Below are 25,660 nucleotides of genomic sequence, written 5' to 3'. Positions count from 1 at the left end.
GGCGCGACAAAGCAAAAACCTTAATCGGACTATTATAAATGGGCGTGGGTGGACAGTAAACCAGCGCAGTTTGAACCTTCGATTGCATCTTTTTGAAATTCCGCTATTTTTGCCCTTCACTTTTCGGCTATTGCGTATATTGAAGCAGGGAGTCACACATTGAACAGCCCCTTTCAGGATTCCCGTCCCCGGGCATTGAGTGTCAGCGAACTGAATCACCAGGCCAAACACCTGTTGGAAACCAGCTTTATGCAGGTCTGGGTGGAAGGCGAATTGTCGGGATTTTCACGCCCGTCGTCCGGGCACTGGTATTTTTCCCTGAAAGACCGCAAATGCCAGGTCCGCTGCGCCATGTTCAGGGGCTCCAACCAGCGTATCCGCGAGTTACCGAAAGAAGGCGACCAGATACGAATCCGCGGCAAGGTGACCCTGTACGAAAACCGGGGCGACTTCCAGATCATCGTCGAACACCTGGAGCCAGCCGGCCTCGGCGCGCTCCAGCAGGCCTTCGAGGAACTGAAGAGAAAGCTGCAACTGGAAGGGCTGTTTGATGCCGCCCGCAAGAAACCCATACCTGCAGTCCCGCGTCACATTGGCGTTGTCACCTCGCCTACCGGCGCGGCCATTCATGACATTCTGACGGTTCTGGCGCGGCGATGCCCGGCTATCCCTGTCACGCTCTACCCCACAGCCGTTCAGGGAAAGGCGGCCACCGCCGATATTGTCCGCGCCATCCAACAGGCCCAGGCCCATGGCGTGGCCGATGTGCTGGTCATCGGTCGCGGCGGCGGGTCGCTTGAGGACCTGTGGTGCTTCAATGAAGAATCCGTTGCCCGGGCTATCGCGGACTGCAGCATCCCGACGGTCAGCGCGGTCGGCCATGAGGTCGACGTCACCATTGCGGATTTCGTGGCGGATCTCAGGGCGCCCACGCCCTCCGCCGCGGCGGAGAAAATCTCGCCGGACCAACGGGAATGGAGCCGGCGGGTGGATGAGACACAGGCCCGTCTCGCCAACGCCATCCGGCGGTCACTGCAACGCCTGGACACCCAGATGACGCATCTGACCGCCCGGCTTCGCGACCCCCGGCGGGAGCTGATGGATAAAGCCCAGCGCATGGACGAACTGGACATGCGACTGGGCAAGGCGATGACAGGGATACTCGGGCAGCAGGAGCTGCGAATGAATCATCTGAAGCAGCGGCTACTGATGCAATCCCCGAGTCGTCACCTGGACCATGGCCGGGACCGCCTGGAGCGGATGCGGGACAAGCTCCACGACGCCATCCGCCAGCGCCTCGATCGTCATCACGACAAGCTGAGCCACACCAGCCAGACCCTGCACGTGGTCAGCCCGCTGGCAACGCTGGGGCGCGGCTATGCCATTACCCGCCGTGAGCGCGACGGCGCCATTATCCGGGATGCCAGCGAGGTCGCTAAAGGCGAATCCATCACCACCCGCCTGGCCAAAGGCGACCTCACCGCAACCGTGACCGGAGTTCATCCGCCCAATGAACCGGCTGACTAAGCCTATGGTCTAGTAGTCCTTCCCCTCAAAGCGCCTACAGTTGTGGTTAGTATCCAAAAACAACAACAGGATCATGAGGTAGATGGAATGGACTATAACTCTGAATTCAGGCGCTCGATCGACAAGCCTGACGAGTTCTGGCGAGAACAGGCCGCAAACATCGACTGGTTCAAGTCACCCAACACCATCTGGCAGGCAACCGACAATGGTCATGGCGAGTGGTTTCCCGATGGCGAACTCAACACCAGCGATGTTGCCCTGGATGCCAACATCCGTGCCGGCCGCGGAGATCAGACCGCGCTCATTTACGACTCGCCCGTCACCAACACCCGGAAATCCTACACCTACCAGGAACTCACCGACGAAGTTGCCAGGTTTGCCGGGGCCCTGAAAGACCGCGGAATCGTTAAGGGCGACCGGGTTATCATCTACATGCCGATGATTCCGGAGGCGGTTATCGCCATGCTCGGCTGCGCACGTATCGGCGCCATTCACTCCGTGGTGTTTGGCGGATTTGCCGCCCACGAACTGGCCGTTCGCATCGACGACGCCCACCCCAAGGCGATCATTACAGCCTCCTGCGGCATCGAAATCTCCAGAGTTATCGAATACAAACCGCTGGTGGACAAGGCCATCAACCAGGCCAGCCACAAACCGGAATTCTGCATCCTGTATCAGCGCCCCCAGGCAAAAGCCTCCCTCGAGGCGGGACGGGATTACGACTGGAACGATCTGATGGCCAGCGCCCAGGCGGTCTCCCCCGTTGCCGTCAGGTCCACGGACCCGCTTTACATTCTTTATACCTCCGGCACAACCGGCAAACCCAAGGGGGTGGTGAGAGACAATGGCGGACACGCCGTGGCACTGCGCTACAGCATGAAGCTGGTGTACGACGCCAAACCCGGCGATGTTTACTGGGCCGCATCGGACGTAGGCTGGGTGGTCGGCCACAGTTACATTGTCTACGGGCCACTGTTTGCCGGCTGCACCACCATTCTTTACGAGGGAAAACCGGTCAAGACACCGGATGCGGGGGCTTTCTGGCGTGTGGTCCAGGATCACAAGGTGAACATGCTGTTTACCGCGCCAACCGCCTTCCGCGCTGTACGCAAGGAAGACCCGGAAGCAGACCAACTCTCGCGATACGACATCAGCTCTCTGAAACGGCTGTTCCTGGCTGGCGAGCGCCTGGACCCGGCGACGTACGAATGGCTGCGGGAACAGACCGGCTTGCCAGTGTTGGACCATTGGTGGCAGACCGAAACCGGCTGGGCTATTTGTTGCAATCCCGTAGGCATCGAAATGATGGCCACCAAGCCCGGCTCCGCCACGGTTCCCTCCCCCGGCTTCAATGTCCAGGTGGTGGATATGGAGGGCAATCAGGTTCCTGCAGAAGAACAGGGGCAGATTGCCATCAAGCTACCGCTGCCCCCAGGCTGCATGATGACTGTCTGGGGGGACGACGCCCGCTTCCGTAAAACCTACCTTGAGCCGATCAAGGGTTTTTACAGCTCCGGGGACGGCGGCTTCGTCGACGACGACGGCTATGTGTTTGTCATGGGACGGACTGATGATGTCATTAACGTTGCAGGCCACCGACTGTCGACCGGGGAAATGGAGGAGGTGGTCGCTTCTCACCCCGCCGTTGCCGAATGCTGCGTGGTCGGCGCCCAGGACGAAATGAAAGGGCAGGTTCCCGTCGGCCTGGTTCTGGTCAAGGATGGCGCTACCATTGACCACGATGAACTGGAAGAGGAACTGGTGGAAATGGTGCGTGAGAAGATCGGCGCCATTGCCTGCTTCCGCCGGGCGCTGGTCGTTGAACGCCTTCCCAAAACCCGGTCCGGCAAGATACTCCGGCGGGTGATCCGACAAATTGCGGACGGGGAAAAATACTCCGTGCCCAGCACCATTGACGATCCGGCCATTCTTGAAGAAATCAGCCAGCATTTCCGCGGCTGACCGAAATCCTGCCCGCAACGAATACCCTGGTCGGTTTCCGGCCGGGGCATTCGGTGACGATTGCATGACAAGCCGTTGTTTTTGCTGCCTTAAAAACCTTCAGAAAAGTGATCAAAAAGCGTTGACGACCCCGAAAGTCGGTCTATACTGAAATTGCTGTGAAAATACAGCGGTATTTGGTGAATGCGCTCCAACGTCCTGCCGCAGTGCTCTTCGTTGTCCTTTCCTCAGTACGCTCGGATTTCTCAGCACCGGTTTCATCCAAAAAAACCGAAGGTCCCGTGAGGGCAAAATTTCAGGAATACAGGAAAGATCAATGTCTGATACAAAAACCGGCCACGTTAAGTGGTTCAACGAGTCCAAGGGCTTTGGCTTCATCGCTCAGGACGGTGGCAGTGACGTGTTCGTTCACTACAGTGCAATCAATGCCAGCGGTTTCCGTACCCTGACCGAAGGTCAGCAGGTACAGTTCACCGTGACACAGGGCCCGAAAGGTCCCCAGGCGGAAAACGTAACCCCGGTCTGAGGTTGCGGACCCGCCCTTTGCCCCTCACGGGCAATGGCAATAACCAGGCGTAAAAAAAGCCGGCGCATGCCGGCTTTTTCTATTGGGAGCCAGGGGTTTAAGTCAGGCCCCGGCGGACTCCACCGCCTCTGCCGCCGCGGTATCAGTCGGGGCATCGACAACCTGGGCCACCGCCGAGAACAGCGCCTGAAGGGTGGCCGAAGTGGTATCCTCCGCCAGTGCCGCCGCACTGCAATGGGCGCCGTTGGCAGTCAACCGGATGCAGGCCAGCGCATTGGCATTGGTCCCTTCGCCCAGGGCAAATTCATCGTATGCCTCAACGGCGATGTTCACGCCGTACCGCTCCTCCAGGGCCGCTGACACCGCTTCCACGGCACCGAGGCCACGACCTTCCAGCCGAACCGGGTGACTGCCCTCCCCCATGTTGACGACAGCCATCACACCGTCTTCGTCGCGGTGCAGGTCGTAAGAGGTCAAAGCCCAGGCCTGATGCACCTTCAGGTATCGCTCTTCAAACAGGCGGTGAATGGTCACGGAGTCAATTTCACCGCCATTGACCTCGGCCTCACCCTGCACCACTTTGCTGAATTCAATCTGCAACCAGCGTGGCAGGCTGATTTTGTAATCACGCTCCAACACGTAGGCCACACCACCTTTACCGGACTGGCTGTTGATACGAACCACTTCTTCGTAGCGGCGGCCAAGATCCCGGGGATCAATGGGCAGGTAGGCAACGTTCCAGACATCGCCATCCTTGCGTTTGGAGAGACACTTGCGGATGGCATCCTGATGACTGCCGGAAAACGCCGTAAAGACCAGCTCACCCGCATAGGGATGGCGCGGATGGGTCGAAATCTCGGTACAGGCCTCAACAACCTCGGTGATCTCGGCCATGCCGGACAGATCCAGTGTCGGATCAATGCCCTGGGAATACAGGTTCATGGCCATGGTCACCAGGTCCATATTACCGGTACGCTCACCGTTCCCCATCAGGGTGCCTTCCACCCGGTCAGCACCGGCCATGACCGCCAGTTCGGCGGCCGCTACCCCGCAGCCACGGTCATTGTGGGTGTGGACGCTGATGCTGATGTGCTCGCGGTAACGGACCCGATCACAAATCCACTCGATCTGGTCGGCAAACACGTTGGGTGTTGCCATTTCCACCGTAGCGGGCAGGTTGATAATCACCGGCTGGCCCTGATCCGGACGCCATACATCATTGACGGCATCAACCACTTCGGCGGCAAAGTCCAGCTCGGTGCCCGTGAAGCTTTCCGGCGAGTACTGGAAGGTCCAGTCGGTTTCCGGATGGCGTGCGGCAATTTCCTTCACCACACGGGCGCCATTTACCGCGATATCCCGAATGCCGTCACGGTCAAGACCGAACACCTGTTCACGCTGTACCGTGGATGTGGAGTTGTAGACGTGAACAATCGCCTGCTTCGCGCCCTGCAACGCCTCGTAAGTGCGCTCAATGAGCTCCGGGCGGGCCTGGGTCAATACCTGAATCTTCACATCCGACGGGATGCGATCCTCTTCAATCAACTTGCGACAAAAATCAAAATCCGGCTGACTGGCGGCCGGGAAGCCGATTTCAATTTCCTTGAAGCCCAGCTTCACCAACAAATCGAACAGACGCTGCTTCTGGGCAACCGACATGGGCTTAACCAGAGCCTGATTGCCATCACGAAGATCCACCGCACACCAGGTGGGTGCTTTTTCAATCACACGATCCGGCCAGCGACGGTCTTTCTTGGCAACCGGCGTGAAAGCAACATACTTGCGATGATCAAATGCCATGACGTCTATTCCTTGCGCTGTTCTGGGGACAATCTATGTATGGTGTACAGACTATCTGGAAATCCGGGACAAATGATTGCTATTTTTCACATCTGATCTACTATTTTAATCGTTTCTGCCCTTATAAACAGATATGACGCAATATTATGCCCAGATCAACCGAATCTCTCGTTAAAATCGACAAAACCGATCGCAGAATCCTGGAACAACTGCAGCAGGACGGCTCCCTCACCAACCAGGAACTTGCGGACAAGGTGGGGCTGTCACCCTCCCCCTGTTTGCGGCGGGTGAGGGCCATGGAAGACGCCGGCATCATTGTGCGTAAGGTGACTGTTCTGGATCACAAGAAACTGGGGCTGTCGCTGACCGCCATCATCCTGATTGGCATGGATCGCCATACCCCTGAGCGATTCGCGGCTTTTGAAGAGCAGGTGGCGGAGTACCCGGAAGTTCAGGAATGCTATCTGATTACCGGCCAGGATGCCGACTATATGCTGAAAGTCGTGGTGCCCGATATGGACCACTATCACCACTTCCTTCTCAACCGCATCACCCGTATTCAGGGGGTCAGCGGTGTTCACTCCAGTTTCGTGCTGCGCCGGGTGATCGACAACACAGCGCTCCCGCTGGGCTATCTGTCCTGAACCGGTCAGGGGCTATTCAGCGAACCAGCTCCCGTAAATACGCGCTCGCCATGCATTTCAGCTCAGCCACCAGGGCCCGCGCCTGGTCCTCGGGCAGTGTGGCGGCAAGCCGCAACAGAGTGCCAGCGGATCTGGGCATCATCAGGCTGGCGGTCCACCGTCGCTCCTCCGGCAGGTGTGGATATTCCTCCTGCAGCCGGGCGTCCAGATCCCTGGCATTGCTGTACAGCTCCCTCAGATCCAGCTCACGCAGTTCCGGCATGGATTCCACCCCACTCCAGATAGCCGAGTATGCCGGTTCTGTCCGGTAGAATTCGTAGAAAAGATCGATCAGCACATCCACTGCGTCTACCAGGGTCATTTCCCCCAACCGTTCTCGCAGCGCGGTTTCCATTTTCTCGACATGACGCTCGGCAATCGCCTTTACGATCGCGGCCTTGTTGGGAAAATAACGATACAGGGAGGCCAGCGACATACCGGATTGCCGTGCGATGGCCGACATGCTGGTGCTGTCCACACCCACCTCATGGAAAATCGCGGCGGCGTGCTCAAGGATGGTATTAACGCGCTCACGACTCCGGGCCTGGACCGGTTTCCGGCGCGGGGTGACACTAACGGATACGGCTGTGTTGTCTGCAGTCATATGGCCACTCGATCTGTACCTTGTGTGACAGGCTCCGTACAATAACCACCACTTTACGACAAATAAAGGTCCAGACGTGCCATATCTGGCCTGTCCATTAGTCTAAGAACCTTCACAACCTCATACGGAAGACACAATGCGAGCAAGCCGTTTCCTGATTGCTACCCTGAAAGAAACACCCGCGGACGCCGAAGTTATCAGCCACCAGTTGATGCTCCGGGCCGGTATGATCCGCAAACTTGCCTCGGGCCTCTATACCTGGCTGCCGATGGGCCTGCGTACTCTGCGCAAGGTTGAGCGTATCGTGCGGGAGGAAATGGACAAGAGTGGTGCCCAGGAAGTGTTAATGCCAGCTGTGCAACCGGCGGAGTTGTGGCAGGAGTCAGGCCGCTGGGAGCAGTACGGCGGCGAGCTGCTGCGGATGAATGATCGCCACGGGCGAGACTTTTGCTATGGTCCGACCCATGAGGAGGTCATTACCGACCTGATCCGGAACGAGCTGAAAAGCTATAAGGAACTGCCGTCCAACTTCTATCAGATCCAGACCAAGTTCCGGGATGAGCGTCGTCCGCGCTTCGGCGTGATGCGGGCCCGGGAGTTCATCATGAAAGATGCCTATTCCTTCCATCTGAATGCCGAATCCCTGAACGAAACCTATCAGGTCATGCACCGCACCTATTGCGCCATTTTTGATCGCCTCGGCCTGGACTACCGTCCGGTACAGGCGGACTCCGGCGCCATTGGCGGCAGTGCCTCCCACGAGTTTCACGTGCTGGCATCGTCGGGCGAAGACGACATTGTCTTCAGCACCGACAGTGATTACGCCGCGAACATCGAGAAAGCCGAAGCTGTCGCACCCGCCGGTGATCGCCCTGCCCCGTCGGAAGAGCTGAAAGAAGTGTCAACGCCGGGCCAGCGTACGATCGACATGCTTGCGCAATTCCTTGACGTCGACGCCAGCCGCACCGTGAAAACCCTGCTGGTCAAAGGCGAGGAAGACGAGAACGGCGAGTCCGGCCCCGTCGCGCTGATCCTCCGTGGCGATCACACGCTGAACGAGATCAAGGCGGAGAACCTGGCCGGCATTGCCGCGCCCCTGACCATGGCCACCGATGAGGAAATCGAGAAAGCGGTTGGCTGCAAGCCCGGCTCCATCGGGCCGGTCAAGTTGCCATTGCCGGTCATCGTTGACCGCAGTGCCGCGCACCTGGCGGATTTTGTCTGCGGCGCTAACAAGGAAGATTTCCATCTGACCGGCGTGAACTGGGGCCGCGACGCGGAACTCTCCCGTGTCGAAGACCTCAGGAACGTGGTGGAAGGCGATGCAAGTCCGGATGGCAAAGGCACCCTGGAAATCCGTCGCGGCATCGAAGTGGGTCATATTTTCAAGCTGGGCAACAAATACAGCACAGCCATGAACGCCACGGTACTGGATGAAAACGGCAAGCACGTGATTGTGGAGATGGGCTGCTATGGTATCGGAGTTTCCAGGATTGTGGCCGCTTCCATCGAGCAAAACCACGACGACAGGGGTATTATCTGGCCCGAGTCGATCGCGCCCTTTGAGGTCGCCGTGGTCACGCTGAATGCCCATAAATCGCCGACCGTCGCGGAAGCCGGGGAAAAACTGTATGACCAGCTCCGCCAGGCCGGGTTTGATGTTCTGTTGGATGACCGCAAAGAGCGCCCGGGCGTCAAGTTCGCTGATATGGAACTGATTGGCATCCCCCACCGCTTCGTGGTCTCTGACCGCGGCCTTGAGGCGGGCACGCTGGAGTACAAGGGGCGTCGCGATGCCGACAAACAGGACGTCGCCCTGGACGAGGCCCTGCCATTCCTGATCAGTGCTTCGCCACGCAGCGGGCTCTGACACAGATGTCAGGCAGCCGCACTGGGGTCATCGCCCCAGTGCGAACTCCGGCGGAATGACGCCGGGCTCCATTTCCAGCGTTACGCCAAACCGCGCCAGGACATCCTGTCGGATACGGTCCGCCAGCGCGAGTACATCCGATCCGCACCCCCCGGAATGGTTGATCAGCACCAGTGCCTGGCGGTTATGGACCCCGACCCGACCATTACGGAATCCTTTCCACCCACATTGATCAATGAGCCAGGCCGCCGCCAGTTTTGCGCTGCCGTTACCCGGGTAGCCAGGAATGTCCGGATACGCCGCCTTTAACGCTTCCCAGACACTCATCTCCACCACCGGGTTTTTGAAAAAACTGCCGGCATTGGGGATTTGCTCGGGATCGGGCAGTTTGCGACGCCTGACCGCCATCACCGCCTCGGCCACGTCGAGCGGAGTCAGGGTTGAAGCATCCTCGTCGTCAAAATAATTGGCCAGATCGGCATACTCCAGGGAAAGTGTCCTGGAGCGGGAGAGCCTGAGACGCAGCTCAGTGATGACATAGCGCCCGGGGCGATGTTTGAACAGGCTATCCCGGTAGCCGAATTCGCATTCCTCATTGGCCAGCACCACCCACTCACCGGTGTCCCGATCAAGGGCGGTAACACTGACCAGGGTGTCTTTCAGCTCCACACCGTAGGCACCGATGTTCTGCACTGGCGCCGCGCCAGCCGTACCGGGTATCAATGCCAGGTTTTCAATGCCACAGTAGCCTGCGGATGCGGCATACAGCACCGACTCATGCCAGTTCTCGCCGGCCCCCAGCACCAGGACAGCGGAATCGTCCTCTACCTGTTCCCAGTGACGGCCGGCAATCGACATGCGCAACACCAGGCCGTCAAAATCACCAGCGAACACCAGGTTACTGCCGCCGCCGAGAATCAGCGTGGCCAGATTTCTCCGGGCAGCCACGTCCAGCAGGGATTTGAGTTCCTCGCCGGATCTGGCTTCAGCGAACCAGCGGGCGCTGGCCTGCACCGCCAGGCTGTTCATGGTCGCCAGGCTGACGTTTTCATCAAGCTCCGGTGAAGGGCTCAAGCCTGGTGCCTCCGTATCACATCCAGAAGTCCCTCGCTGGCATCTTCGATCAGATCCAGCACGGTTTCGAAGCCTTTGTCCCCGCCATAATAGGGATCGGGTACTTCATCATGGTTGCTGCGGCCATAGTTCAGGAACAGTTCGGGTTCGGTGCCGCCATTCTGACGCCATATATCCCGCACGTCCGCGAGGTTCTGCCGATCCATCACCAGAATGTAATCGAAACGTTCAAGATCGCTGGCATGGAACTGGCGGGCACGCAGACCGGAAATATCGATACCCCGCTGAAGGGCTTTTTGCCGGGCACGGTCATCCGGCGCGTTGCCGACATGCCAGTCCCCGGTGCCACAGGAATCAATATTAATCTTGTCTTCCAGGCCCGCTTCGCGGACAGCGTGGCGAAACACGCCCTCGGCGCTGGGAGAGCGACAGATATTGCCGAGGCAGACAAACAGAACATTGACCGGTTTCCGCTCACTCATGCGCCTCTTGCCTCCGTTTCCATCCAACGCCTCAGCCGTTCGAGATCCGCGTCAGTATCCACCCCCGCCGGAGGCGTCTGGCACGCTTCTTCGACATGAATGCGGGCGCCGTTATACAAGGCTCTCAGCTGCTCCAGCGATTCGGTCATCTCCGTGGGAGCGGGCGCCCAGCGAACAAAGTCATTCAACAACTGAACCCGGTAGCCGTAGATGCCAATATGACGGTAGTAATCCACATCCTCCGGCAGATCGGCGTCTCCCAAAGGCCAGCCTCCGTCACGCCAGGCTTCCCTGGCCCAGGGGATGGGCGCGCGGCTGAAATAGTGAGCCATACCCTGATGGTCCGCCACCACTTTCACCACGTTCGGGTTCAATACACTGGAGACATCGGTAATCTTTTCGCACAGGGTGGCGATGGCTGCGCGAGGGAAACGCTCCAGGTTATTCGCCACCTGATTGATCAGGGCCGGCGGAATCAGCGGTTCGTCGCCCTGCACATTAACCACCCGGTCGTCGGGCGCAAAACCAAGCACACGGGCCACTTCTTCCAGCCGGTCTGTACCACTGGCATGGTCGAGCGACGTCATCACCACCTCTGCCCCAAAACCAAGGCACACGGACTGAATGCGCTCGTCGTCGGTGGCAATGACCACGCGGCCGGCATCGCTTTCCCCGGCACGTTCGTGGACATGCTGGATCATCGGCTTGCCTGCAATATCAGCCAATGGCTTTCCAGGCAGACGTGTAGAGGCATAACGGGCGGGGATCACCACAGTAAAAGACATGAAACTTACCTATCAGCGCTTATCAAGGCGCTCGTCAGTGGACAGCGTTCGGGCTTCCGTTGCCAGCATGACCGGGATACCTTCGCGGATCGGAAACGCCATGGCGTCCTGATAGCAGACCAGTTCGGTTTTCTCCTGGTTCAGCTTCAGGTCACCTTTACAAACCGGGCAAGCCAGCATGGCCAGCAATTTCTTATCCATTTTACGTTCTCACAGATTCATGAATAGTCAGGGAGCCCCTGCATTCCCGCACACGGGCCAGGAACGCTTCAGCGAATGCGTCAGGCAATTGTGCCTTTACCGACAACACCCAGGTATTGTCCGGTGCAAACTCCCGGCATTTTACCGCATCTTTGGCAGTCATCAGCAGCCAGACACCATCATCGACCGGAAGATCCGACGCACGGAACTTGTGATGGTCGGCAAAGGCCGTCGCCGAAACCCGGGCCCCGAGTGACTCCAGTGTAGCGAAAAAACGCCGGGGATTACCGATACCCGCAATGGCATGCACCGGTTTGTCCCGCAGGCTGTCCAGCGGGGCCGTTTCGCCGGTACTGAGATTGCGCAAGGCTGCCGGCTCCAGCGTCATGGGAAACTGGGCAGGATGTTCGATCTCCTCCAGCTTACCGCCGTTGGTCACCACGAAGTCCACACCCGACAGCCGGTCCAGAGGTTCCCTCAGGGGGCCCACGGGGATTCCGGCCCCATTACCGATGCCTCTCTCGGCATCGAAAACCGCCAGCTCGATATCACGCGGCAACCGGTAATGCTGCAGGCCATCGTCACAAATCAGGATATCGCCAAGCTGCTGCTCCAGGGCCCACAGGGCTCCGCGCTTTCTCTCGGGATCGACAACCACGGGGCAACCGGTTTCCAGCGCCAGCATGACCGGCTCATCGCCCGCCACCTCGGCGCGGGTCGTCTGATCAACTTGCAGGGGATAATGACCGGAGCGGCCACCGTATCCCCGGCTCAGGATCACCGGTCGCCAGCCATGTTCTTTCAACAGTGAGACAAGCCGGGCCGTCAGCGGAGATTTACCGGTACCACCGGCCGTGATATTGCCGACAACCACAACCGGCGCCGGCAACACCTCATCTTTAGCCTGCCAGGCTTTTCGCCGCCGGCTTTCGGCAACCATGCGATACAGCCATGCCAACGGGTATAACGGCCACAAGGGTCGGCCACGGCCATACCAGAGCCTGTCCGTCAGGGTGGTCATGCCTGCTCGCTGAACTGCATCTGGTGCAACTGGGCATAGGCGCCGCCGATGGCCAGCAGCTCGTCGTGGCGACCGGACTCAACGATCTGCCCTGCTTCCATGACCAGAATCCGGTCGGCTTTCTCGATGGTTGACAGCCGATGGGCAATGACCAGCGTGGTCCTGCCCTGCATCACGGTTTCCAGCGCTTCCTGGATATGACGTTCGGATTCCGTGTCCAGGGCCGATGTCGCCTCATCCAGGATCAGGATCGGGGCGTTTTTCAGCAGCGCCCTGGCAATCGCGAGGCGCTGCCGCTGCCCTCCGGAAAGCATCACACCGTTGTCGCCAATCATGGTGTCCAGGCCCGCCGGCATGCGGTCAATGAACTCCAGGGCGTGGGCCTTGGCGGCGGCTTCCCGGATTTCCTCACGGGTGCAATGGCGCAGAGCCCCGTAGGCAATATTGGCGGCGATGGTGTCGTTGAACAGCACCACGTTCTGCGTAACCAGGGCGATCTGGGCACGCAGCGCCTGCAGGCTGAATTCCTTGAGGGAATGGCCATCTATGCGGATATCGCCGCCGGTGTATTCATAGAACCTGGGTAGCAGGCTGACCATAGTGGACTTGCCACTGCCCGAGCGGCCTACCAGCGCCACACTCTGCCCGGCGGGAATGTCCACGGAGATGCCGCTGAGCACATCATCCAACTGGTCCCGGTAGCGGAAAGAGACGTCGTCAAAGGTGATGTCACCGTTCACCCGCGTCGGGCTGTAGGTGCCTTCGTCGTGCTCGGGCTCTTCATCCATGGTGCCAAACACGTCGTGGGCCGCAGCCACCCCTTTCTGGATCTTGGCGTGGACAGACGTCACCTGGCGAATGGGCTTGGCCATAGTGGTGGCAGCGGTGATAAAGGCGATCAGCTCACCGGTGCTCATTTCACCGCGAATTTCCGGCGCCAGCATGGTCCAAACCAGCGCGGCAATGGCCACCGCCACCAGCACCTGAATAACCGGAATGCTGATGGCCTGAGTGGATGCCATCTTCAGGCTCTGCTTCAGGTTGCGTTCACTGACGTCGCGGAAACGCTCACGTTCGTAGTCTTCGCCGCCAAATGTCCGTACCACGCGATATCCGGAGATGGATTCGGAAGCCACATGGGTAATGTCCCCCATGGACCCCTGAATCCGTTTACTGATCTTGCGAAAGCGCTTGCTCGCGTAACTGACCACCAGCCCGATGATAGGTCCGACCGCCAGGAACACCACGGTCAGTTTCCAGTTGGTGTACAGCATGAAACCGAGCAGGCCCAGTATGGTAAGACCCTCACGCAGGGTGATCGTCACCGCGTTGGTGGTCGCTTCCGCCACCTGCTCGACATTGAAGGTCAGCTTGGATACCAGACGACCGGAGGCATTGTCGTCAAAATAACGGGATGGCAAGGTCATCAGCCGGTCGAATACCTGGTTCCTCAGGGCATTGATGACCTGACGGCCGACGTAGCTGATGAAATACTGGCTCAGGAATGTCCCCACGCCCCGGAAGGCAAACACACCGACGATCAGCAACGTGAGCAGGATCCGGTTCTGCTCCGTGGGGTTCTCAATGGCCAGGATCACGTATTCCATGGCAGCCGCCATGCCCGTGGAGGCGGCGGCATAGATCACGTTCCCCAGAACCGCCAGCGAGAACGCCAGCCAGAAGGGTTTGACGTAAGCCAGCAGGCGCTTGTAGGTCTCCCAGTTGGAGGCTTCCTGTGGCTCGCTGGCGTCAGCGTTGGCGGTTTCACTCACTGCCCGTCAGCCTCCCGCTCAGTGGTAATGCTCAGTTTGGCAAATCCCAGGCGGCCAGCCACGTCCATTGCCCTGACGACAAACTCATGGGGTGTCCGGGCATCCGCCGTGATCACGTAGGGCAGAGCGCTGTCGCCTTCCGAGAGTTCCCGCACGGCCCGTTCCAGGGTTTCCCGACGATTGTTGACGAGCGTGCGGTCATTGAGGATGTACTGCCCCTCGGCATTGATCACCACGTCGATTTCCCGCACTTCGGTTTCTGCGCGGACATCGGCACTGGCCTCCGGCAATTCCACCTCAAGGTGACTTTCGCGAGTAAAGGTGGTGGAAACCATAAAGAAGATCAGCAGCAGGAACACCACATCAATCAATGGCGTCAGGTCTACTCCGACCTCCTGACTTCTCTGGCGCTTGAACTTCACGGCGTTCAGGCTCCTTCCACATCGATTTCACGGTCGCCATGGACCACTTCCACCAACTTGATGGCTTCCTGCTCCATGCCCACCACCAGTACATCAACACGGCGGAGGAAATAGCGGTGGCCAATCAACGCCGGAATGGCCACACTCAGCCCCGCGGCAGTGGTAATCAGAGCCTCTGAGATGCCGCCCGCAAGATTGCCCGCGTTACCGACGCCGGCCAGCTGGATCTCTGCAAACACCTTGATCATGCCGATCACGGTCCCCAGTAGCCCCAGCAAGGGCGTAATGGTAGCTACAGTGCCCAGAGGATTGAGGAAACGTTCCAGATCATGAATGACCTGACTGGCCTCATGCTCGATGCTTTCCTTCATGATTTCGCGGCCATGCTTGGCGTTCATCAGCCCGCCTGCGAGAATCCGGCCAAGCGGAGAGGAACCCTGCAGCGCCTTGAGCTTGCGGCCATTCAGCTCTTTTTTCTTGATCCAGCGCCAGAGTTCATTAATGGTCTGGGGAGGCGCTACCCTTGAGGGCCGCAACGTCCAGAAACGTTCAAGGATTATGGCAAGTGCCAGGATGGAACAGGCTACAATTGGCACCATCAGAATGCCACCGGCTTTCAACAGCTCGAACACGCTTGGTCTCCCTGATTGTTAACAAGCCGCGCTACTTTAGCATAGCTGCCGCCGCAGGCCACACCCGTTGTGTCACGGTATTTTACAATGCCCACCAATTCGTTACGGGCCGGCGAATCCAGAATGGGGCCGACTGTCGTTGCTCCTCGACTTCCAGGCCGCTGCTGTCCATCCTCAAACGTATTGCGCCAGAGTAAGCGGTATTCAGTTGCTGACTACCAGCAGCCCGGTAACGCTCTACAACCGAAGGATGGGGGTGCCCGAACCGATGCCGGTACCCCGCGCTGTATATCACCAGGTCCGGGTCAAGCCACCGCACCCACTGGCCAGACGAGGAAGTTTTGCTGCCATGGTGCGGCGCCAGCACAATTCGGTAGGCGCCCGGGTCGGTCAGCCCGGCAAAGTGAGGCTGCCCCGGCATGCCAGATTCCACTGCGTTGGTGATATCACCTGGCAATAACAACTGGAAAGACCGGTCCGCAGTGGTGACGGTGACAACGCAGGACGTATCGTTCGCGTCTGTGGCAGTCGTTACTTCCGGCTGCCGCCAAAAGCCTAGGGTAAGCTCGCCGACAGTCCGGTTCAGGTCCCGGGAGCAGACCAGTGGCGCAGGTCCTTCCCCACCCGAACGTTCGGCCACCCGGCGCGGTTCCCCGGTAATGGTTTCCGACACCGGGACGGAATCAAACAGCAGAGGCAAGCCGCCGGCGTGGTCACTGTCACCGTGGCTGATCACCAGGGTATTGATGACGCCCACGCCCAGATTCGACAAATTGGGAATCAAGACCGACTCGACGGCCGAGAAAACACCGGGAATGGATGGCCCGGTATCGTAGAGCAGCACCTGATCCTGATGACGAACAAGCACCGACAACCCCTGACCAACGTCCCATACCCAGACCTCTGGCACCTCTACCAAACGGTTGCCGTTGCGCCCCTCAAACTGGGACAACAGCAGCCAGGGCACCATCACCAGAACAACCAGCAGGCGGATTCGCAATGACGGGACTACCAGGGCAAGGATGGCCAGCGCCGCAACCCCCAGGGTGGCGGGAACACCGGGGTTACCAGTCGGCAGGTCCAGGGAGGATAGCCACTCCAACACGCTCCACAATACTCCCAGTACCAGATCAAAACAGCCCAGCACCCACGACTGGCTCAGCGGCGGCAGCGATATCAGCGCCGCGCCAGCCATCAACACCGGCATAACGACAACCGACACCCAGGGAATGGCGAACACATTGGCCAGCAGACCCGAGACAGGCTGCCCCTGCCCCAGCGCGGACAAGACCGGCCACAGGCCGACAAACACGGCTACCTGCGCAAGCGTCAGGGCCCCGGCCCAGCCCGGGGAGGACAAACGCCGGGAAAACACCAGCACCAGCACCGTAACGGCACCAAAGGATAACCAGAATCCCTGATCAAGCGGGGAAAACGGATCTGCCAGCAGCACCAGGAAAAGAGCGAACACCAATCCCCGCCAGGGTGGTACCTGGCGACCATGAATCACCACCCAGCCGGCAACCAGCACCATAACCAGTGCCCGGCGTGTTGGCACCGTAAAACCGGCGGCAAGGCTGTAGGCAATACTGGCCAGGGCAACGGAGGCATAGACCAGGTACCGCCCGTAACGCGGCGAAAATGTTGGCCCTGGCAACCAGAGCAGCAATCGGCGGACCAGAAACCCCGCGCCGAGGGCGATCAAGCCAAGGTGCAGACCGGAGATGGCCACCAGATGGATCGTACCGGTGGCCTTCAACACCTCCCAGTGGTCAGGCGTCATTTCGCCCCGATGCCCGATCAGGAGGGAGGACACCAACGGGTAGTGCCTGGCCTCACCCATATTGGCGCCCACGGCATCAGCCAACTGTTGACGCCAGGCCATATAGCGGCAATGCAGGTCGCATGGTACCGAGGTATCGGAATCAACGCCCCGTATTGTCCCGGTCGCCCGGAAGCCTTTGCGGTACAGCCAGGTTTCATAACGGAATCCGGCGGGGTTGATCGCCCCGTGCGGCTGCTTGAGCACAACCTTCAGGCGAAGCCGGTGTCCCGGCAGGGATTGCTCGTCGCGGCCATACCATGCCAGCCTTACCTTGGCGGGCAACGGGGCGTCGTTTGCCCTGAATCCTTCAGGAAGGCGCCAGCGGGTGACACAAAAACTGAACCTGAGGCTGTTAAAACTTCCTTCGGTGGGAATTTCACACAGGTAGCCTGAAACATCGACCACCTCGCCTTCCAACTCACTCGGGAGGGCATGTTGCAGGCGGTCTGATGCATGCCAGGATGACCAGGTCAGACCTGCCAGCAGCCAGACGAAGAACATGAGCACGGTGGATAGCCGCCGCGAGGTCGACGCAAAACGCCCATAAAGTACTGACAACAGGGCAACAATCAGCCACTTCAGAGGTGGCACGACCGGGAGGGTATAAAGTAAGATAACGCCGCAGGCAAACGCGACAAGACTTCCGGACAATCCATGTCCTCCTGATTATTCCCAAGCTCCGGCAAGACGTCATGTCCCGGGCTGTCATTCTGAGAAGGCAGAACTTCCAGATGCCAAAGAAGTTCATGAAACGATACCTACCAACGCCCGATCGAGTCAGGGCGATGGAGTCGCTGCGATTTCTCGGCGACATCCTTCATGAACCCAACCTCTGGCATATTAACCGTCACAGCGTTTCCCGCGCCTTCCTGGTGGGAATTTTCCTGTGCTTTATTCCGATGCCGTTCCAGATGCTGGCCGCTGCTTTTTTCGCCATCTGGTTCAACGCCAACCTGCCCCTGTCCGTGGTGCTGGTCTGGATCAGCAACCCACTGACCATGCCACCGATGTTCTACTTCAGTTACAAAATCGGCGCCTGGATCCTGGACCGGCCAGTCCTCAACTTTGAATTCCAGGCTTCCTGGTCGTGGATCAGTGAACGCATCCTGGATATCGGTATTCCGCTCTACCTGGGCTCACTGATCGTCGCCACCCTGTCAGCCTGTCTAGCCTACCTGTCGATACAGTTCCTGTGGCGCCGGAAGGTGCGATCAGACTGGCAGGAACGGCGCTTCCTGCGCCGCCGCAAGCGCTAGGTCACCCGACCTCGCGCTCAACCAGTAACCGCCCCTGCTCCAGACGCAATACCCGCCCGAGACTCCGGGCCATGCTCATGTCATGGGTAACCATCACGAACGCAATGCCCAACTGGTCACGCAGGGACTCGATCAATTGCCGCACGCCCTCGCCGGTATGCTCATCCAGGTTCCCCGTGGGCTCGTCCATCAACACACATTCGGGTTCATTCACCAGCGCCCGGGCAATCGCTACCCTCTGGCGCTCACCGCCGGAGAGCTCCCCCGGCTTGTGTCCCAGACGCTCGCTCAAGCCTACTTTCGCAAGCACGGCCCTGGCCTTCTCCCGGGCTGCAGCGACATCCATACCACCGAGCGCACAGGGCATCATCACGTTCTCAAGGGCCGTGAACTCAGGAAGCAAGTGGTGGAATTGATAGACGAATCCCAGGTGCCGGTTGCGGAAACGCGCCCGCCCGGCCTCGCTCATCCGGTGGATATCCTGGTCGCAAATGGCGATGTGGCCGGATGACGGACGGTCGAGCCCGCCGAGCAGGTTCAGGAGCGTGGTTTTACCCGCACCACTGCTGCCAACAATGGCCACCGTTTCACCGGCGGCTACCTGCAGCGAGATATCAGAGAAGATGGTGAGTTTTTCCGGGCCTTCGTTGTACGTGCGCGTCACCTTCTCGCAATCGATAACCAGCGATGCCCCGGCCGCTGAAGTATTCACATCATTCATATCGCAGGGCCTCCGCCGGATCGATTCTCGATGCCCGCCAGGCGGGATAAATAGTGGCCAGCAGGCTCAGGCCCAGGCCAGCGCCACTGATAATGGCCACATCCTGCCACTGCAATTGCGACGGCAGATAACTGATGAAATACACATCCGCGCTCAGGAACTGATGCCCAAGAGCCGCTTCGAGCCACGAAATGAAAGCACTGATATTCAGCGCACCCACAACCCCGAGCACGGTACCGACCAGCGTGCCGAAAATGCCAATGACGCCACCCTGAATGATAAAGATCCGCATGATGCGGCCCGGAGTGGCCCCCATGGTTCGCAGGATGGCGATATCCGCGGTCTTGTCGGTCACCACCATCACCAAGGTCGAGACGATATTGAACGCGGCCACCGCGACGATAAACATCAGCAGCAGCCCGATCATGGTCTTCTCCATGCGAATGGCCTGGAACAAATTGCCATGGGTGCGGGTCCAGTCCGAAATATAGTAGCGGCCATCCAGCCCCCGGGCGGCCTGCTCTGCGACTTTCGGAGCCGCGAACAGATCATCCACCAACAGCCTCACACCCTGGGCCTCGCCACCGGTTCGCATCAGCTTTGACGCATCGTCCATGTGAATCAGCGTGTAGTTGCCATCAAGCTCGGCGCCTACCTTGAATATCCCCTTGACCGTAAACCGTTTGAGCCTGGGTAGCACGCCGGCCGGCGTGACAGAGGCCTCCGGCAGCACGACCGTGACCTTGTCGCCGACCTGCAATCGCAGGCTGGAGGCCATCAACCGACCGATAATAATGCCGAACTCACCGGATTTCAGGTCATCCAGGCTGCCTTCAAGCATGTGATTCTCAATGATCGAAACACTGCGCTCCTGCTCCGGAAGCACACCGTTAAGCATCACACCGCGGACATCACCACCACCGGTGACCATGCCCTGCCCCTGGATAAACGGCGCTGCGGCGAGCACCCTGGGGTGCTCCTCGACCTTTGCATCCACGGATTCCCAGTCCCGCAACTGGTCCGCCCCCTCGATCACGGCATGGGGCACCATGCCAAGGATGCGCTGCTTCAGCTCACGGTCGAAACCGTTCATCACCGAGAGGACAATAATCAGCACCGCAACACCGAGCATCAGCCCGATCATCGAAGTGAGGGAGATAAAAGAAATGAAGTGGTTGCGCCGCTTCGCCGCGGTGTACCGCAAACCAATGTACAACGATAAAGGTCTGAACATGAGAGGTGCCTGTTGCTACCTTCGGGTCATTCGGATTCCCGGCCACACGACTGGCTGGAAACTGCTAAACTTTTCAACATAAACAAAAAATACGGTGCTTACGGAGCCGCGATGCCCTCACGAACACGCAACACTCCCCTGTCCGCCTCCACATCGGAGACGGCCTCGGATCGCCGGGACTGTTTCCGGATTGAGGACCGGATTGGCCTGGAAATCCGCAAGGTTCCGGATAACGCCGGGGACGGGCACAACCCGTTCAACGGTGATCACCTGGACAACCTGCGCGCCGACCTGAGACGGCTGGACCAGGATGTCCGGTCCCAGCTTGCAAATCTCGCGGAGCGGGACCGATTGTTGACGTCCCTGATCAAGTCCCTGAACGGTAAGCTGGATACGCTGGCGCGCATTATGGCCTTTGAGCAAAATCCGTTGCAACCGGAGGACTGGCAGGATGTCACTCTCAGCGAGGGCGGACTTGCCTTTCACAGCGCCGCTGGCGCCTGGTCGCAAGGCGATCAGTTGGCCTTGCGCATGACCCTGCCTCCCGAACTGTTTCAACCCCAGGCCATTGCCCGGGTCCTCCACACCACCCCGGATGATACCGGCGGCGCAAGGGTTCATACCGAATTCACCAGCATTCACGACAGTGACCGCCAACAAATTGCCCGGCATGTGATGCGCTGGCAAATCCGGCAACGCCAAAACGTGTAGACTGACGAAACTGTGTGACTTTTGCTAACGTTTTTCGGATATTACGCTTTATCCATGTCTTTCAGATGTCTGATGTTCAGCTGAACATCAAGTTCCCAGGGAGTAATGAACCGATGAAAAAGCCTGTAACCCGCCTGCTCAGCGCTGTAACAACCGTGGTAGCCCTTGGCCTGTCACCCGTGAGTCCGACCATGGCCGATGAAGTGAAGATCCCTGTCGGATCGCAGGCTGAACGGTCGCAGGCGGATCTACCCCGCACCGGGATGACGCAGGGCAACGTGCGCAAAGCCTGGGGCGACCCGCAACAAACCAGGGGTCCCGTGGGCACCCCCCCCATTTCCCAGTGGCATTACGATGGATTTGTCGTCTATTTTGAGGACGACCGCGTTATCCATGCGGTATTGAAACGAAATCGTTAAAACACATCCTGACGCAACGTCATCCTTTGGTTAGAATGACGACTTTTTGCAATAGGTGGCTATCAAGTGACTTCCAGACGCGTGTTGCCCGCAGAGTGGGCGTCCCAAAGTGCGGTCATGCTGACATGGCCGCATCCCGGCACTGACTGGTTCGACATTCTTGAGGATGTCGAACCGGTGTTTATGGCGATTGCCAAAGCAGTCCTGAAACGCGAACACCTGGTGATCAGCTGTGAGCATGTGGTGCGTTTGCAGGAACTGGAACAGCAACTGACCGCCTATGCCTGCGACAACGACCTTCCCGGTCGTGTTATTACGGTGCCCGCACCGGCAAACGACACCTGGGCCAGGGACCACGGCCCCATCTCCGTGGACACAGCGGACGGAAAGACCATTCTGGATTTCCGGTTCAATGCCTGGGGCGGCAAGTTTCCCTGGGAAAAAGACAACGCCCTGAACCAGCATCTTTCCAATGCCGGCGCCTTCGGAACAACGCCGATGATGTCCGTGGATTTTGTCCTGGAGGGCGGCTCCATCGAATCCGACGGGCTGGGCACCATCCTGACCACCAGCGAATGCATGTTGACACCCACCCGCAACCCGGAGCTGGATCGCACTGACATCGAAACCCTGCTCTCTGAAACACTTGGGGCCGACCGCATTCTCTGGCTGAACCACGGCTACCTGGCGGGCGACGACACGGACAGCCACATCGACACCCTCGCCCGCTTCTGCGCGCCGGACCATATCTGCTACGTCGCCTGCCCGGATACGACGGATGAGCATTTCGGCGCCCTGGCGGCCATGGGAGAGGAATTGCAGCAATTCCGTCAGGCGGACGGGACCCCATACAAGCTGACCCCGCTGCCCTGGCCCGACGCCATCTTCGATGATGAAGGTCAGCGCCTGCCGGCCACCTACGCCAACTTCCTGATCATCAACGAAGCTGTGCTGCTGCCGGTTTACAACGTGCCCCAGGACGACGAGGCCATTGCCATCATGCAGGGCCTGTTCCCCGAAAGGGAAATCGTGCCCATCAATTGTCGGCCCCTGATTCACCAACACGGCAGCCTGCACTGTGTCACCATGCAGCTGCCCGCAGGAGTGGTAACCCCATGACCAGCGCGAATCGCGCCGCACTGAAAACAGCAGCCATCCAGCAAACCTCCAGCCCGGACAAGACCATCAGTCTCGCCACCAGTGAAAAGCTGGTCAGGCAGGCTGCCTCGGAGGGGGCGCAACTTGTGGTGCTGCAGGAACTGCACGCCACCCTGTATTTCTGTCAGACCGAAGACACTTCGGTATTTGATCTGGCGGAACCGATCCCCGGTCCCACCAGCAATCACCTGTCTGCACTGGCCGCCGAACTGGGCATCGTACTGGTGGGCTCAATCTTCGAACGCCGGATGAACGGCGTCTATCACAACACCGCCGTGGTCTTTGAGCAGGATGGCAGCATTGCGGGCCTTTACCGCAAGATGCACATCCCCGATGACCCCGGGTTCTATGAAAAATTCTACTTCACCCCCGGTGACGCAAGCTTCAATGACGGTCACAGCGGCTTCACCCCGATTGAAACGTCCGTTGGCAAACTCGGCGTCCTGGTGTGCTGGGACCAGTGGTATCCAGAAGCGGCACGGTTGATGGCCCTGGCCGGCGCGGAAGTACTTATCTACCCCACCGCGATTGGCTGGGATACAACAGACGAGCCAGAAGAACAGGCGCGGCAACTGGACGCCTGGGTCACCGTCCAGCGCGGCCACGCCGTCGCCAACAACCTGCCCGTCATCGCGCCCAACCGGGTCGGTACCGAGCCTGACCCATCCGGCCACTCCGCCGGCATTCGTTTCTGGGGCAACAGTTTTATCTGTGGCCCCCAGGGCGAATTCCTGGCCCGGGCGGACGAACAGTCGGAATCCGTCCTGCATGCCACCATCGACCGCAACCGCAGCGAATCGATACGCCGGATATGGCCGTACCTGAGAGATCGACGCATAGACGCCTACAGCGACATTCTCAAAAGGGTACGGGACTGAATCCGGCATGAAAAAAATGATTGATACCGCCGTCAACGAGCTCAACACCATATTGCTGGGCAAGGAGCAACAGGTACGCCTGGCCATTTGCGGGCTCCTGGCCCGTGGCCACCTGTTGATAGAAGACATCCCGGGCATGGGCAAAACCACCCTGTCCCACGCCCTGGCCCGGATCATGGGGCTGAGTTACCAGCGCATCCAGTTCACCAACGACTTGCTGCCTGCGGATGTGCTGGGGTATTCCATGTACGACAAGGAAGCCGGGACACTGGTCTTCCACAAGGGACCCATTTTCGCCCAGGTCGTACTCGCTGACGAAATCAACCGCGCCTCGCCCCGCACCCAGAGTGCGCTGCTTGAGGCCATGGAAGAACGGCAGGTCTCCATCGAAGGGGAAACCCGGTCACTGCCCCACCCGTTTTTCGTCATCGCTACCCAGAACCCGATTGAACAGGGCGGCACCTACCCCCTGCCGGAGTCCCAGCTGGACCGGTTCCTCATGCGTCTGCGCCTGGGGTATCCGGACCCCAAAGCCGAGCGGGAACTGCTTGAGGGTGAGGATCGCCGCATCCTTACGGAAAAGCTGGACACCCTGCTGAACCAGTCCGACCTGACGACCCTGCAGGAAGCCGTTGGCCGCGTAACAGCCAGCCCGGCACTGCTGGATTACGTCCAGCGCCTGCTGGAACACAGCCGGCGCATGCCCGGCCTGCTCTACGGCCTGTCTCCCCGCGCCGGCCTTGGCCTGGTCCGCGCCGCCAAGGCCTGGGCCCTGATGGACGGCCGGCACCATGTGCTGCCCGACGACATCCAGGCAGTATTTCCCGCAGTTGCGGAACACCGGCTGGAACAGGGAGAATCGGGAAAAAGCACGGAACGGGTCAGGCAACTTCTTGCCTCCACATCTGTCATTGGTTAAAGAGCGTCACTGATAACCAACGCCATTCAGTGAATAGCATCATTCAATGACAGAAATTAGCCAAAACAACTGGCACAACGCCCCGTTCATGTTAGCCTTCAGCACTTTCCAGTAGACTTTCAGTTTTGACGAGAGACCCAAAATGAGCGAAACCAAGCATTCCCGACTGATCATCCTTGGCTCCGGCCCTGCCGGCTACACCGCTGCCGTCTACGCAGCCCGCGCAAACCTCAAGCCAACCCTGATCACCGGCATTGAAGTGGGTGGCCAGCTCACAACCACCACTGACGTAGACAACTGGCCGGGCGACAACGACGGCGTACAGGGCCCGGAACTGATGCAGCGCATGCTCAAGCACGCCGAGCGCTTCGAAACCAACGTGGTTTACGACACCATCAACGAAGCCGACCTGCGCAACCGCCCCTTCCGCCTGAAAGGCGACAGCGGCGAATACACCTGCGACGCCCTGATCATCTCCACCGGCGCCTCCGCCATGTACCTGGGGCTGGATTCCGAAGAAAAGTTCAAGGGCCAGGGCGTCTCCGCCTGCGCCACCTGCGACGGCTTCTTCTACAAGAAGCAAAAAGTCGCCGTTATCGGCGGCGGCAACACCGCCGTTGAAGAAGCGTTGTACCTGTCCAACATCGCCGACGAAGTCACCCTGGTACACCGCCGCGACAGCCTGCGCGCCGAAAAGATCCTGCAGGACAAACTGTTCGACAAGGCCGAGAACGGCAACATCAACATCGTCTGGGATCACACCCTCGACGAAGTCCTGGGCGACGGCACCGGCGTCACCGGCATGCGCATCAAAAGCACCAAGGACGACTCCACCCGGGAACTCGACCTGGCGGGCGTCTTCATCGCCATCGGCCACAAACCGAACACCGACCTGTTCGACGGCCAGTTGGACATGGAAAACGGCTACATCAAAATCCGCTCCGGCCTGGAAGGCATGGCAACCCAGAGCAGCATCCCCGGCGTCTTCGCCGCCGGCGACGTTGCCGACCACGTCTATCGCCAGGCAGTAACCTCCGCCGGTTTCGGCTGCATGGCCGCACTGGATGCAGAGAAGTTCCTGGACCAGGATTGACCTGTACTGACGGCAGGCTACTCTGAAGTCAGAAGAAGCCGTTGGGTGGGCTGTTCTGAAACTGTGCGGAGCCATGGATGGCGGA

At 59.2% G+C, this 25,660-nt stretch carries 25 protein-coding genes; 12 read left to right on the top strand and 13 right to left on the bottom strand.

The annotated features are described in order from the left end of the window. Window positions 1-159: 159 nt before the first annotated feature. The 3 genes from xseA to ACJO5Y_RS03595 all read left to right on the top strand — a co-directional run bounded on the left by xseA (window position 160) and on the right by ACJO5Y_RS03595 (window position 4,015). A complete protein-coding gene (xseA, locus tag ACJO5Y_RS03605; protein WP_406985061.1) occupies window positions 160-1,527 on the top strand; it encodes an exodeoxyribonuclease VII large subunit in 1,368 nt (455 codons plus the stop codon). A 42-nt stretch (window positions 1,528-1,569) separates the two neighbouring features. Further along, window positions 1,570-3,489 (top strand): propionyl-CoA synthetase, encoded by a 1,920-nt coding sequence (locus ACJO5Y_RS03600; protein WP_406985060.1) that lies wholly within the window; start codon window positions 1,570-1,572, stop codon window positions 3,487-3,489. Between the two features lie 316 nt (window positions 3,490-3,805). Beyond that, window positions 3,806-4,015 carry a cold-shock protein gene (locus tag ACJO5Y_RS03595; RefSeq protein ID WP_008169155.1) on the top strand — a complete coding sequence of 70 codons (210 nt, stop codon included), beginning with the start codon at window positions 3,806-3,808 and terminating at the stop codon, window positions 4,013-4,015. Window positions 4,016-4,117: 102 nt separating this feature from the next. Here ACJO5Y_RS03595 and leuA read toward each other — a convergent pair whose 3' ends face one another. Continuing rightward, window positions 4,118-5,815 (bottom strand): 2-isopropylmalate synthase, encoded by a 1,698-nt coding sequence (leuA, locus tag ACJO5Y_RS03590; RefSeq protein WP_406985059.1) that lies wholly within the window; start codon window positions 5,813-5,815, stop codon window positions 4,118-4,120. A 146-nt stretch (window positions 5,816-5,961) separates the two neighbouring features. On the opposite strand from leuA, the gene ACJO5Y_RS03585 reads away from it, so the two are divergent. Continuing rightward, window positions 5,962-6,459 (top strand): Lrp/AsnC family transcriptional regulator, encoded by a 498-nt coding sequence (locus tag ACJO5Y_RS03585; RefSeq protein ID WP_406985058.1) that lies wholly within the window; start codon window positions 5,962-5,964, stop codon window positions 6,457-6,459. Between the two features lie 16 nt (window positions 6,460-6,475). Here ACJO5Y_RS03585 and ACJO5Y_RS03580 read toward each other — a convergent pair whose 3' ends face one another. Next, window positions 6,476-7,102 carry a TetR/AcrR family transcriptional regulator gene (locus tag ACJO5Y_RS03580; RefSeq protein ID WP_406985057.1) on the bottom strand — a complete coding sequence of 209 codons (627 nt, stop codon included), beginning with the start codon at window positions 7,100-7,102 and terminating at the stop codon, window positions 6,476-6,478. Window positions 7,103-7,238: 136 nt separating this feature from the next. Between ACJO5Y_RS03580 and ACJO5Y_RS03575 the strand changes: the two genes are divergently transcribed. After that, on the top strand, window positions 7,239-8,972 hold the full coding sequence (locus tag ACJO5Y_RS03575; RefSeq protein WP_406985056.1) for a proline--tRNA ligase: 1,734 nt from the start codon (window positions 7,239-7,241) through the stop codon (window positions 8,970-8,972). A gap of 27 nt (window positions 8,973-8,999) precedes the next feature. Here the strand turns inward: ACJO5Y_RS03575 and murB are convergent, their stop codons facing one another. The 9 genes from murB to ACJO5Y_RS03530 all read right to left on the bottom strand — a co-directional run bounded on the left by murB (window position 9,000) and on the right by ACJO5Y_RS03530 (window position 17,837). Continuing rightward, entirely contained in the window at window positions 9,000-10,046 is a 1,047-nt protein-coding gene (murB, locus tag ACJO5Y_RS03570) for a UDP-N-acetylmuramate dehydrogenase (protein ID WP_406985055.1), read from the bottom strand. Then, window positions 10,043-10,528: a low molecular weight protein-tyrosine-phosphatase gene (locus ACJO5Y_RS03565; RefSeq protein WP_406985054.1), complete on the bottom strand. Its 486-nt coding sequence runs from the start codon at window positions 10,526-10,528 to the stop codon at window positions 10,043-10,045. Before ACJO5Y_RS03565 ends, murB begins: the two co-directional genes overlap by 4 nt. Continuing rightward, window positions 10,525-11,313, bottom strand: coding sequence for a 3-deoxy-manno-octulosonate cytidylyltransferase (kdsB, locus tag ACJO5Y_RS03560; RefSeq protein WP_406985053.1), 789 nt, complete (start codon window positions 11,311-11,313; stop codon window positions 10,525-10,527). The genes ACJO5Y_RS03565 and kdsB overlap by 4 nt, the downstream gene beginning before the upstream one ends. Window positions 11,314-11,325: 12 nt before the next feature. After that, window positions 11,326-11,514: a Trm112 family protein gene (locus ACJO5Y_RS03555; protein WP_406985052.1), complete on the bottom strand. Its 189-nt coding sequence runs from the start codon at window positions 11,512-11,514 to the stop codon at window positions 11,326-11,328. A gap of 1 nt (window position 11,515) precedes the next feature. Then, window positions 11,516-12,535, bottom strand: a complete 1,020-nt coding sequence (lpxK, locus tag ACJO5Y_RS03550) for a tetraacyldisaccharide 4'-kinase (RefSeq protein WP_406985051.1) — start codon at window positions 12,533-12,535, stop codon at window positions 11,516-11,518. Then, the gene (gene msbA / locus ACJO5Y_RS03545; protein WP_406985050.1) at window positions 12,532-14,307 is read right to left on the bottom strand and encodes a lipid A export permease/ATP-binding protein MsbA; all 1,776 of its coding nucleotides are present in this window, start codon (window positions 14,305-14,307) and stop codon (window positions 12,532-12,534) included. Before msbA ends, lpxK begins: the two co-directional genes overlap by 4 nt. After that, window positions 14,304-14,729, bottom strand: a complete 426-nt coding sequence (locus tag ACJO5Y_RS03540) for an ExbD/TolR family protein (RefSeq protein ID WP_406985049.1) — start codon at window positions 14,727-14,729, stop codon at window positions 14,304-14,306. Before ACJO5Y_RS03540 ends, msbA begins: the two co-directional genes overlap by 4 nt. A gap of 5 nt (window positions 14,730-14,734) precedes the next feature. Further along, entirely contained in the window at window positions 14,735-15,361 is a 627-nt protein-coding gene (gene pocA, locus ACJO5Y_RS03535) for a flagellar polar localization protein PocA (RefSeq protein ID WP_406985048.1), read from the bottom strand. 82 nt (window positions 15,362-15,443) lie between these two features. After that, the gene (locus tag ACJO5Y_RS03530) at window positions 15,444-17,837 is read right to left on the bottom strand and encodes a DNA internalization-related competence protein ComEC/Rec2 (protein ID WP_406985047.1); all 2,394 of its coding nucleotides are present in this window, start codon (window positions 17,835-17,837) and stop codon (window positions 15,444-15,446) included. 80 nt (window positions 17,838-17,917) lie between these two features. On the opposite strand from ACJO5Y_RS03530, the gene ACJO5Y_RS03525 reads away from it, so the two are divergent. Then, window positions 17,918-18,442, top strand: a complete 525-nt coding sequence (locus tag ACJO5Y_RS03525) for a DUF2062 domain-containing protein (RefSeq protein WP_406985046.1) — start codon at window positions 17,918-17,920, stop codon at window positions 18,440-18,442. Window position 18,443: 1 nt separating this feature from the next. Here the strand turns inward: ACJO5Y_RS03525 and ACJO5Y_RS03520 are convergent, their stop codons facing one another. Continuing rightward, a complete protein-coding gene (locus ACJO5Y_RS03520; RefSeq protein ID WP_406985045.1) occupies window positions 18,444-19,163 on the bottom strand; it encodes an ABC transporter ATP-binding protein in 720 nt (239 codons plus the stop codon). Continuing rightward, entirely contained in the window at window positions 19,156-20,397 is a 1,242-nt protein-coding gene (locus ACJO5Y_RS03515) for a lipoprotein-releasing ABC transporter permease subunit (protein ID WP_406985044.1), read from the bottom strand. Before ACJO5Y_RS03515 ends, ACJO5Y_RS03520 begins: the two co-directional genes overlap by 8 nt. A 111-nt stretch (window positions 20,398-20,508) precedes the next feature. Between ACJO5Y_RS03515 and ACJO5Y_RS03510 the strand changes: the two genes are divergently transcribed. The 6 genes from ACJO5Y_RS03510 to trxB all read left to right on the top strand — a co-directional run bounded on the left by ACJO5Y_RS03510 (window position 20,509) and on the right by trxB (window position 25,575). Further along, window positions 20,509-21,108 carry a PilZ domain-containing protein gene (locus tag ACJO5Y_RS03510; protein ID WP_406985043.1) on the top strand — a complete coding sequence of 200 codons (600 nt, stop codon included), beginning with the start codon at window positions 20,509-20,511 and terminating at the stop codon, window positions 21,106-21,108. Window positions 21,109-21,221: 113 nt separating this feature from the next. Next, on the top strand, window positions 21,222-21,527 hold the full coding sequence (locus ACJO5Y_RS03505) for a hypothetical protein (protein ID WP_406985042.1): 306 nt from the start codon (window positions 21,222-21,224) through the stop codon (window positions 21,525-21,527). Between the two features lie 66 nt (window positions 21,528-21,593). Beyond that, a complete protein-coding gene (locus tag ACJO5Y_RS03500) occupies window positions 21,594-22,646 on the top strand; it encodes an agmatine deiminase family protein (protein ID WP_406985041.1) in 1,053 nt (350 codons plus the stop codon). Beyond that, complete coding sequence (locus tag ACJO5Y_RS03495; RefSeq protein ID WP_406985040.1) at window positions 22,643-23,563, top strand: carbon-nitrogen hydrolase; 921 nt, start codon at window positions 22,643-22,645, stop codon at window positions 23,561-23,563. Before ACJO5Y_RS03500 ends, ACJO5Y_RS03495 begins: the two co-directional genes overlap by 4 nt. Window positions 23,564-23,570: 7 nt before the next feature. Further along, window positions 23,571-24,482, top strand: coding sequence for an AAA family ATPase (locus ACJO5Y_RS03490; RefSeq protein WP_406985039.1), 912 nt, complete (start codon window positions 23,571-23,573; stop codon window positions 24,480-24,482). A gap of 142 nt (window positions 24,483-24,624) precedes the next feature. Then, window positions 24,625-25,575 carry a thioredoxin-disulfide reductase gene (trxB, locus tag ACJO5Y_RS03485; protein WP_406985038.1) on the top strand — a complete coding sequence of 317 codons (951 nt, stop codon included), beginning with the start codon at window positions 24,625-24,627 and terminating at the stop codon, window positions 25,573-25,575. The last annotated feature ends 85 nt before the right edge of the window (window positions 25,576-25,660 follow it).

The organism is Marinobacter alkalisoli (genome assembly GCF_045449855.1).
Classification (GTDB): Bacteria; Pseudomonadota; Gammaproteobacteria; order Pseudomonadales; family Oleiphilaceae; genus Marinobacter.
The sequence above is the reverse complement of the archived record's forward strand: the minus strand, read 5'-3'. Positions and strand labels throughout refer to the sequence as shown.

Bases quoted from the DNA above. Each gene is read 5' to 3' on its own strand.
- ACJO5Y_RS03595 (WP_008169155.1), top strand. From the start codon at position 3,806: ATGTCTGATACAAAAACCGGCCACGTTAAGTGGTTCAACGAGTCCAAG.
- leuA (WP_406985059.1), bottom strand. From the start codon at position 5,815: ATGGCATTTGATCATCGCAAGTATGTTGCTTTCACGCCGGTTGCCAAG.
- ACJO5Y_RS03585 (WP_406985058.1), top strand. From the start codon at position 5,962: ATGCCCAGATCAACCGAATCTCTCGTTAAAATCGACAAAACCGATCGC.
- ACJO5Y_RS03580 (WP_406985057.1), bottom strand. From the start codon at position 7,102: ATGACTGCAGACAACACAGCCGTATCCGTTAGTGTCACCCCGCGCCGG.
- ACJO5Y_RS03575 (WP_406985056.1), top strand. From the start codon at position 7,239: ATGCGAGCAAGCCGTTTCCTGATTGCTACCCTGAAAGAAACACCCGCG.
- ACJO5Y_RS03565 (WP_406985054.1), bottom strand. From the start codon at position 10,528: ATGAGTGAGCGGAAACCGGTCAATGTTCTGTTTGTCTGCCTCGGCAAT.
- kdsB (WP_406985053.1), bottom strand. From the start codon at position 11,313: ATGTCTTTTACTGTGGTGATCCCCGCCCGTTATGCCTCTACACGTCTG.
- ACJO5Y_RS03555 (WP_406985052.1), bottom strand. From the start codon at position 11,514: ATGGATAAGAAATTGCTGGCCATGCTGGCTTGCCCGGTTTGTAAAGGT.
- lpxK (WP_406985051.1), bottom strand. From the start codon at position 12,535: ATGACCACCCTGACGGACAGGCTCTGGTATGGCCGTGGCCGACCCTTG.
- ACJO5Y_RS03525 (WP_406985046.1), top strand. From the start codon at position 17,918: ATGCCAAAGAAGTTCATGAAACGATACCTACCAACGCCCGATCGAGTC.
- ACJO5Y_RS03520 (WP_406985045.1), bottom strand. From the start codon at position 19,163: ATGAATGATGTGAATACTTCAGCGGCCGGGGCATCGCTGGTTATCGAT.
- ACJO5Y_RS03515 (WP_406985044.1), bottom strand. From the start codon at position 20,397: ATGTTCAGACCTTTATCGTTGTACATTGGTTTGCGGTACACCGCGGCG.
- ACJO5Y_RS03510 (WP_406985043.1), top strand. From the start codon at position 20,509: ATGCCCTCACGAACACGCAACACTCCCCTGTCCGCCTCCACATCGGAG.
- ACJO5Y_RS03505 (WP_406985042.1), top strand. From the start codon at position 21,222: ATGAAAAAGCCTGTAACCCGCCTGCTCAGCGCTGTAACAACCGTGGTA.
- ACJO5Y_RS03495 (WP_406985040.1), top strand. From the start codon at position 22,643: ATGACCAGCGCGAATCGCGCCGCACTGAAAACAGCAGCCATCCAGCAA.
- ACJO5Y_RS03490 (WP_406985039.1), top strand. From the start codon at position 23,571: ATGAAAAAAATGATTGATACCGCCGTCAACGAGCTCAACACCATATTG.
- trxB (WP_406985038.1), top strand. From the start codon at position 24,625: ATGAGCGAAACCAAGCATTCCCGACTGATCATCCTTGGCTCCGGCCCT.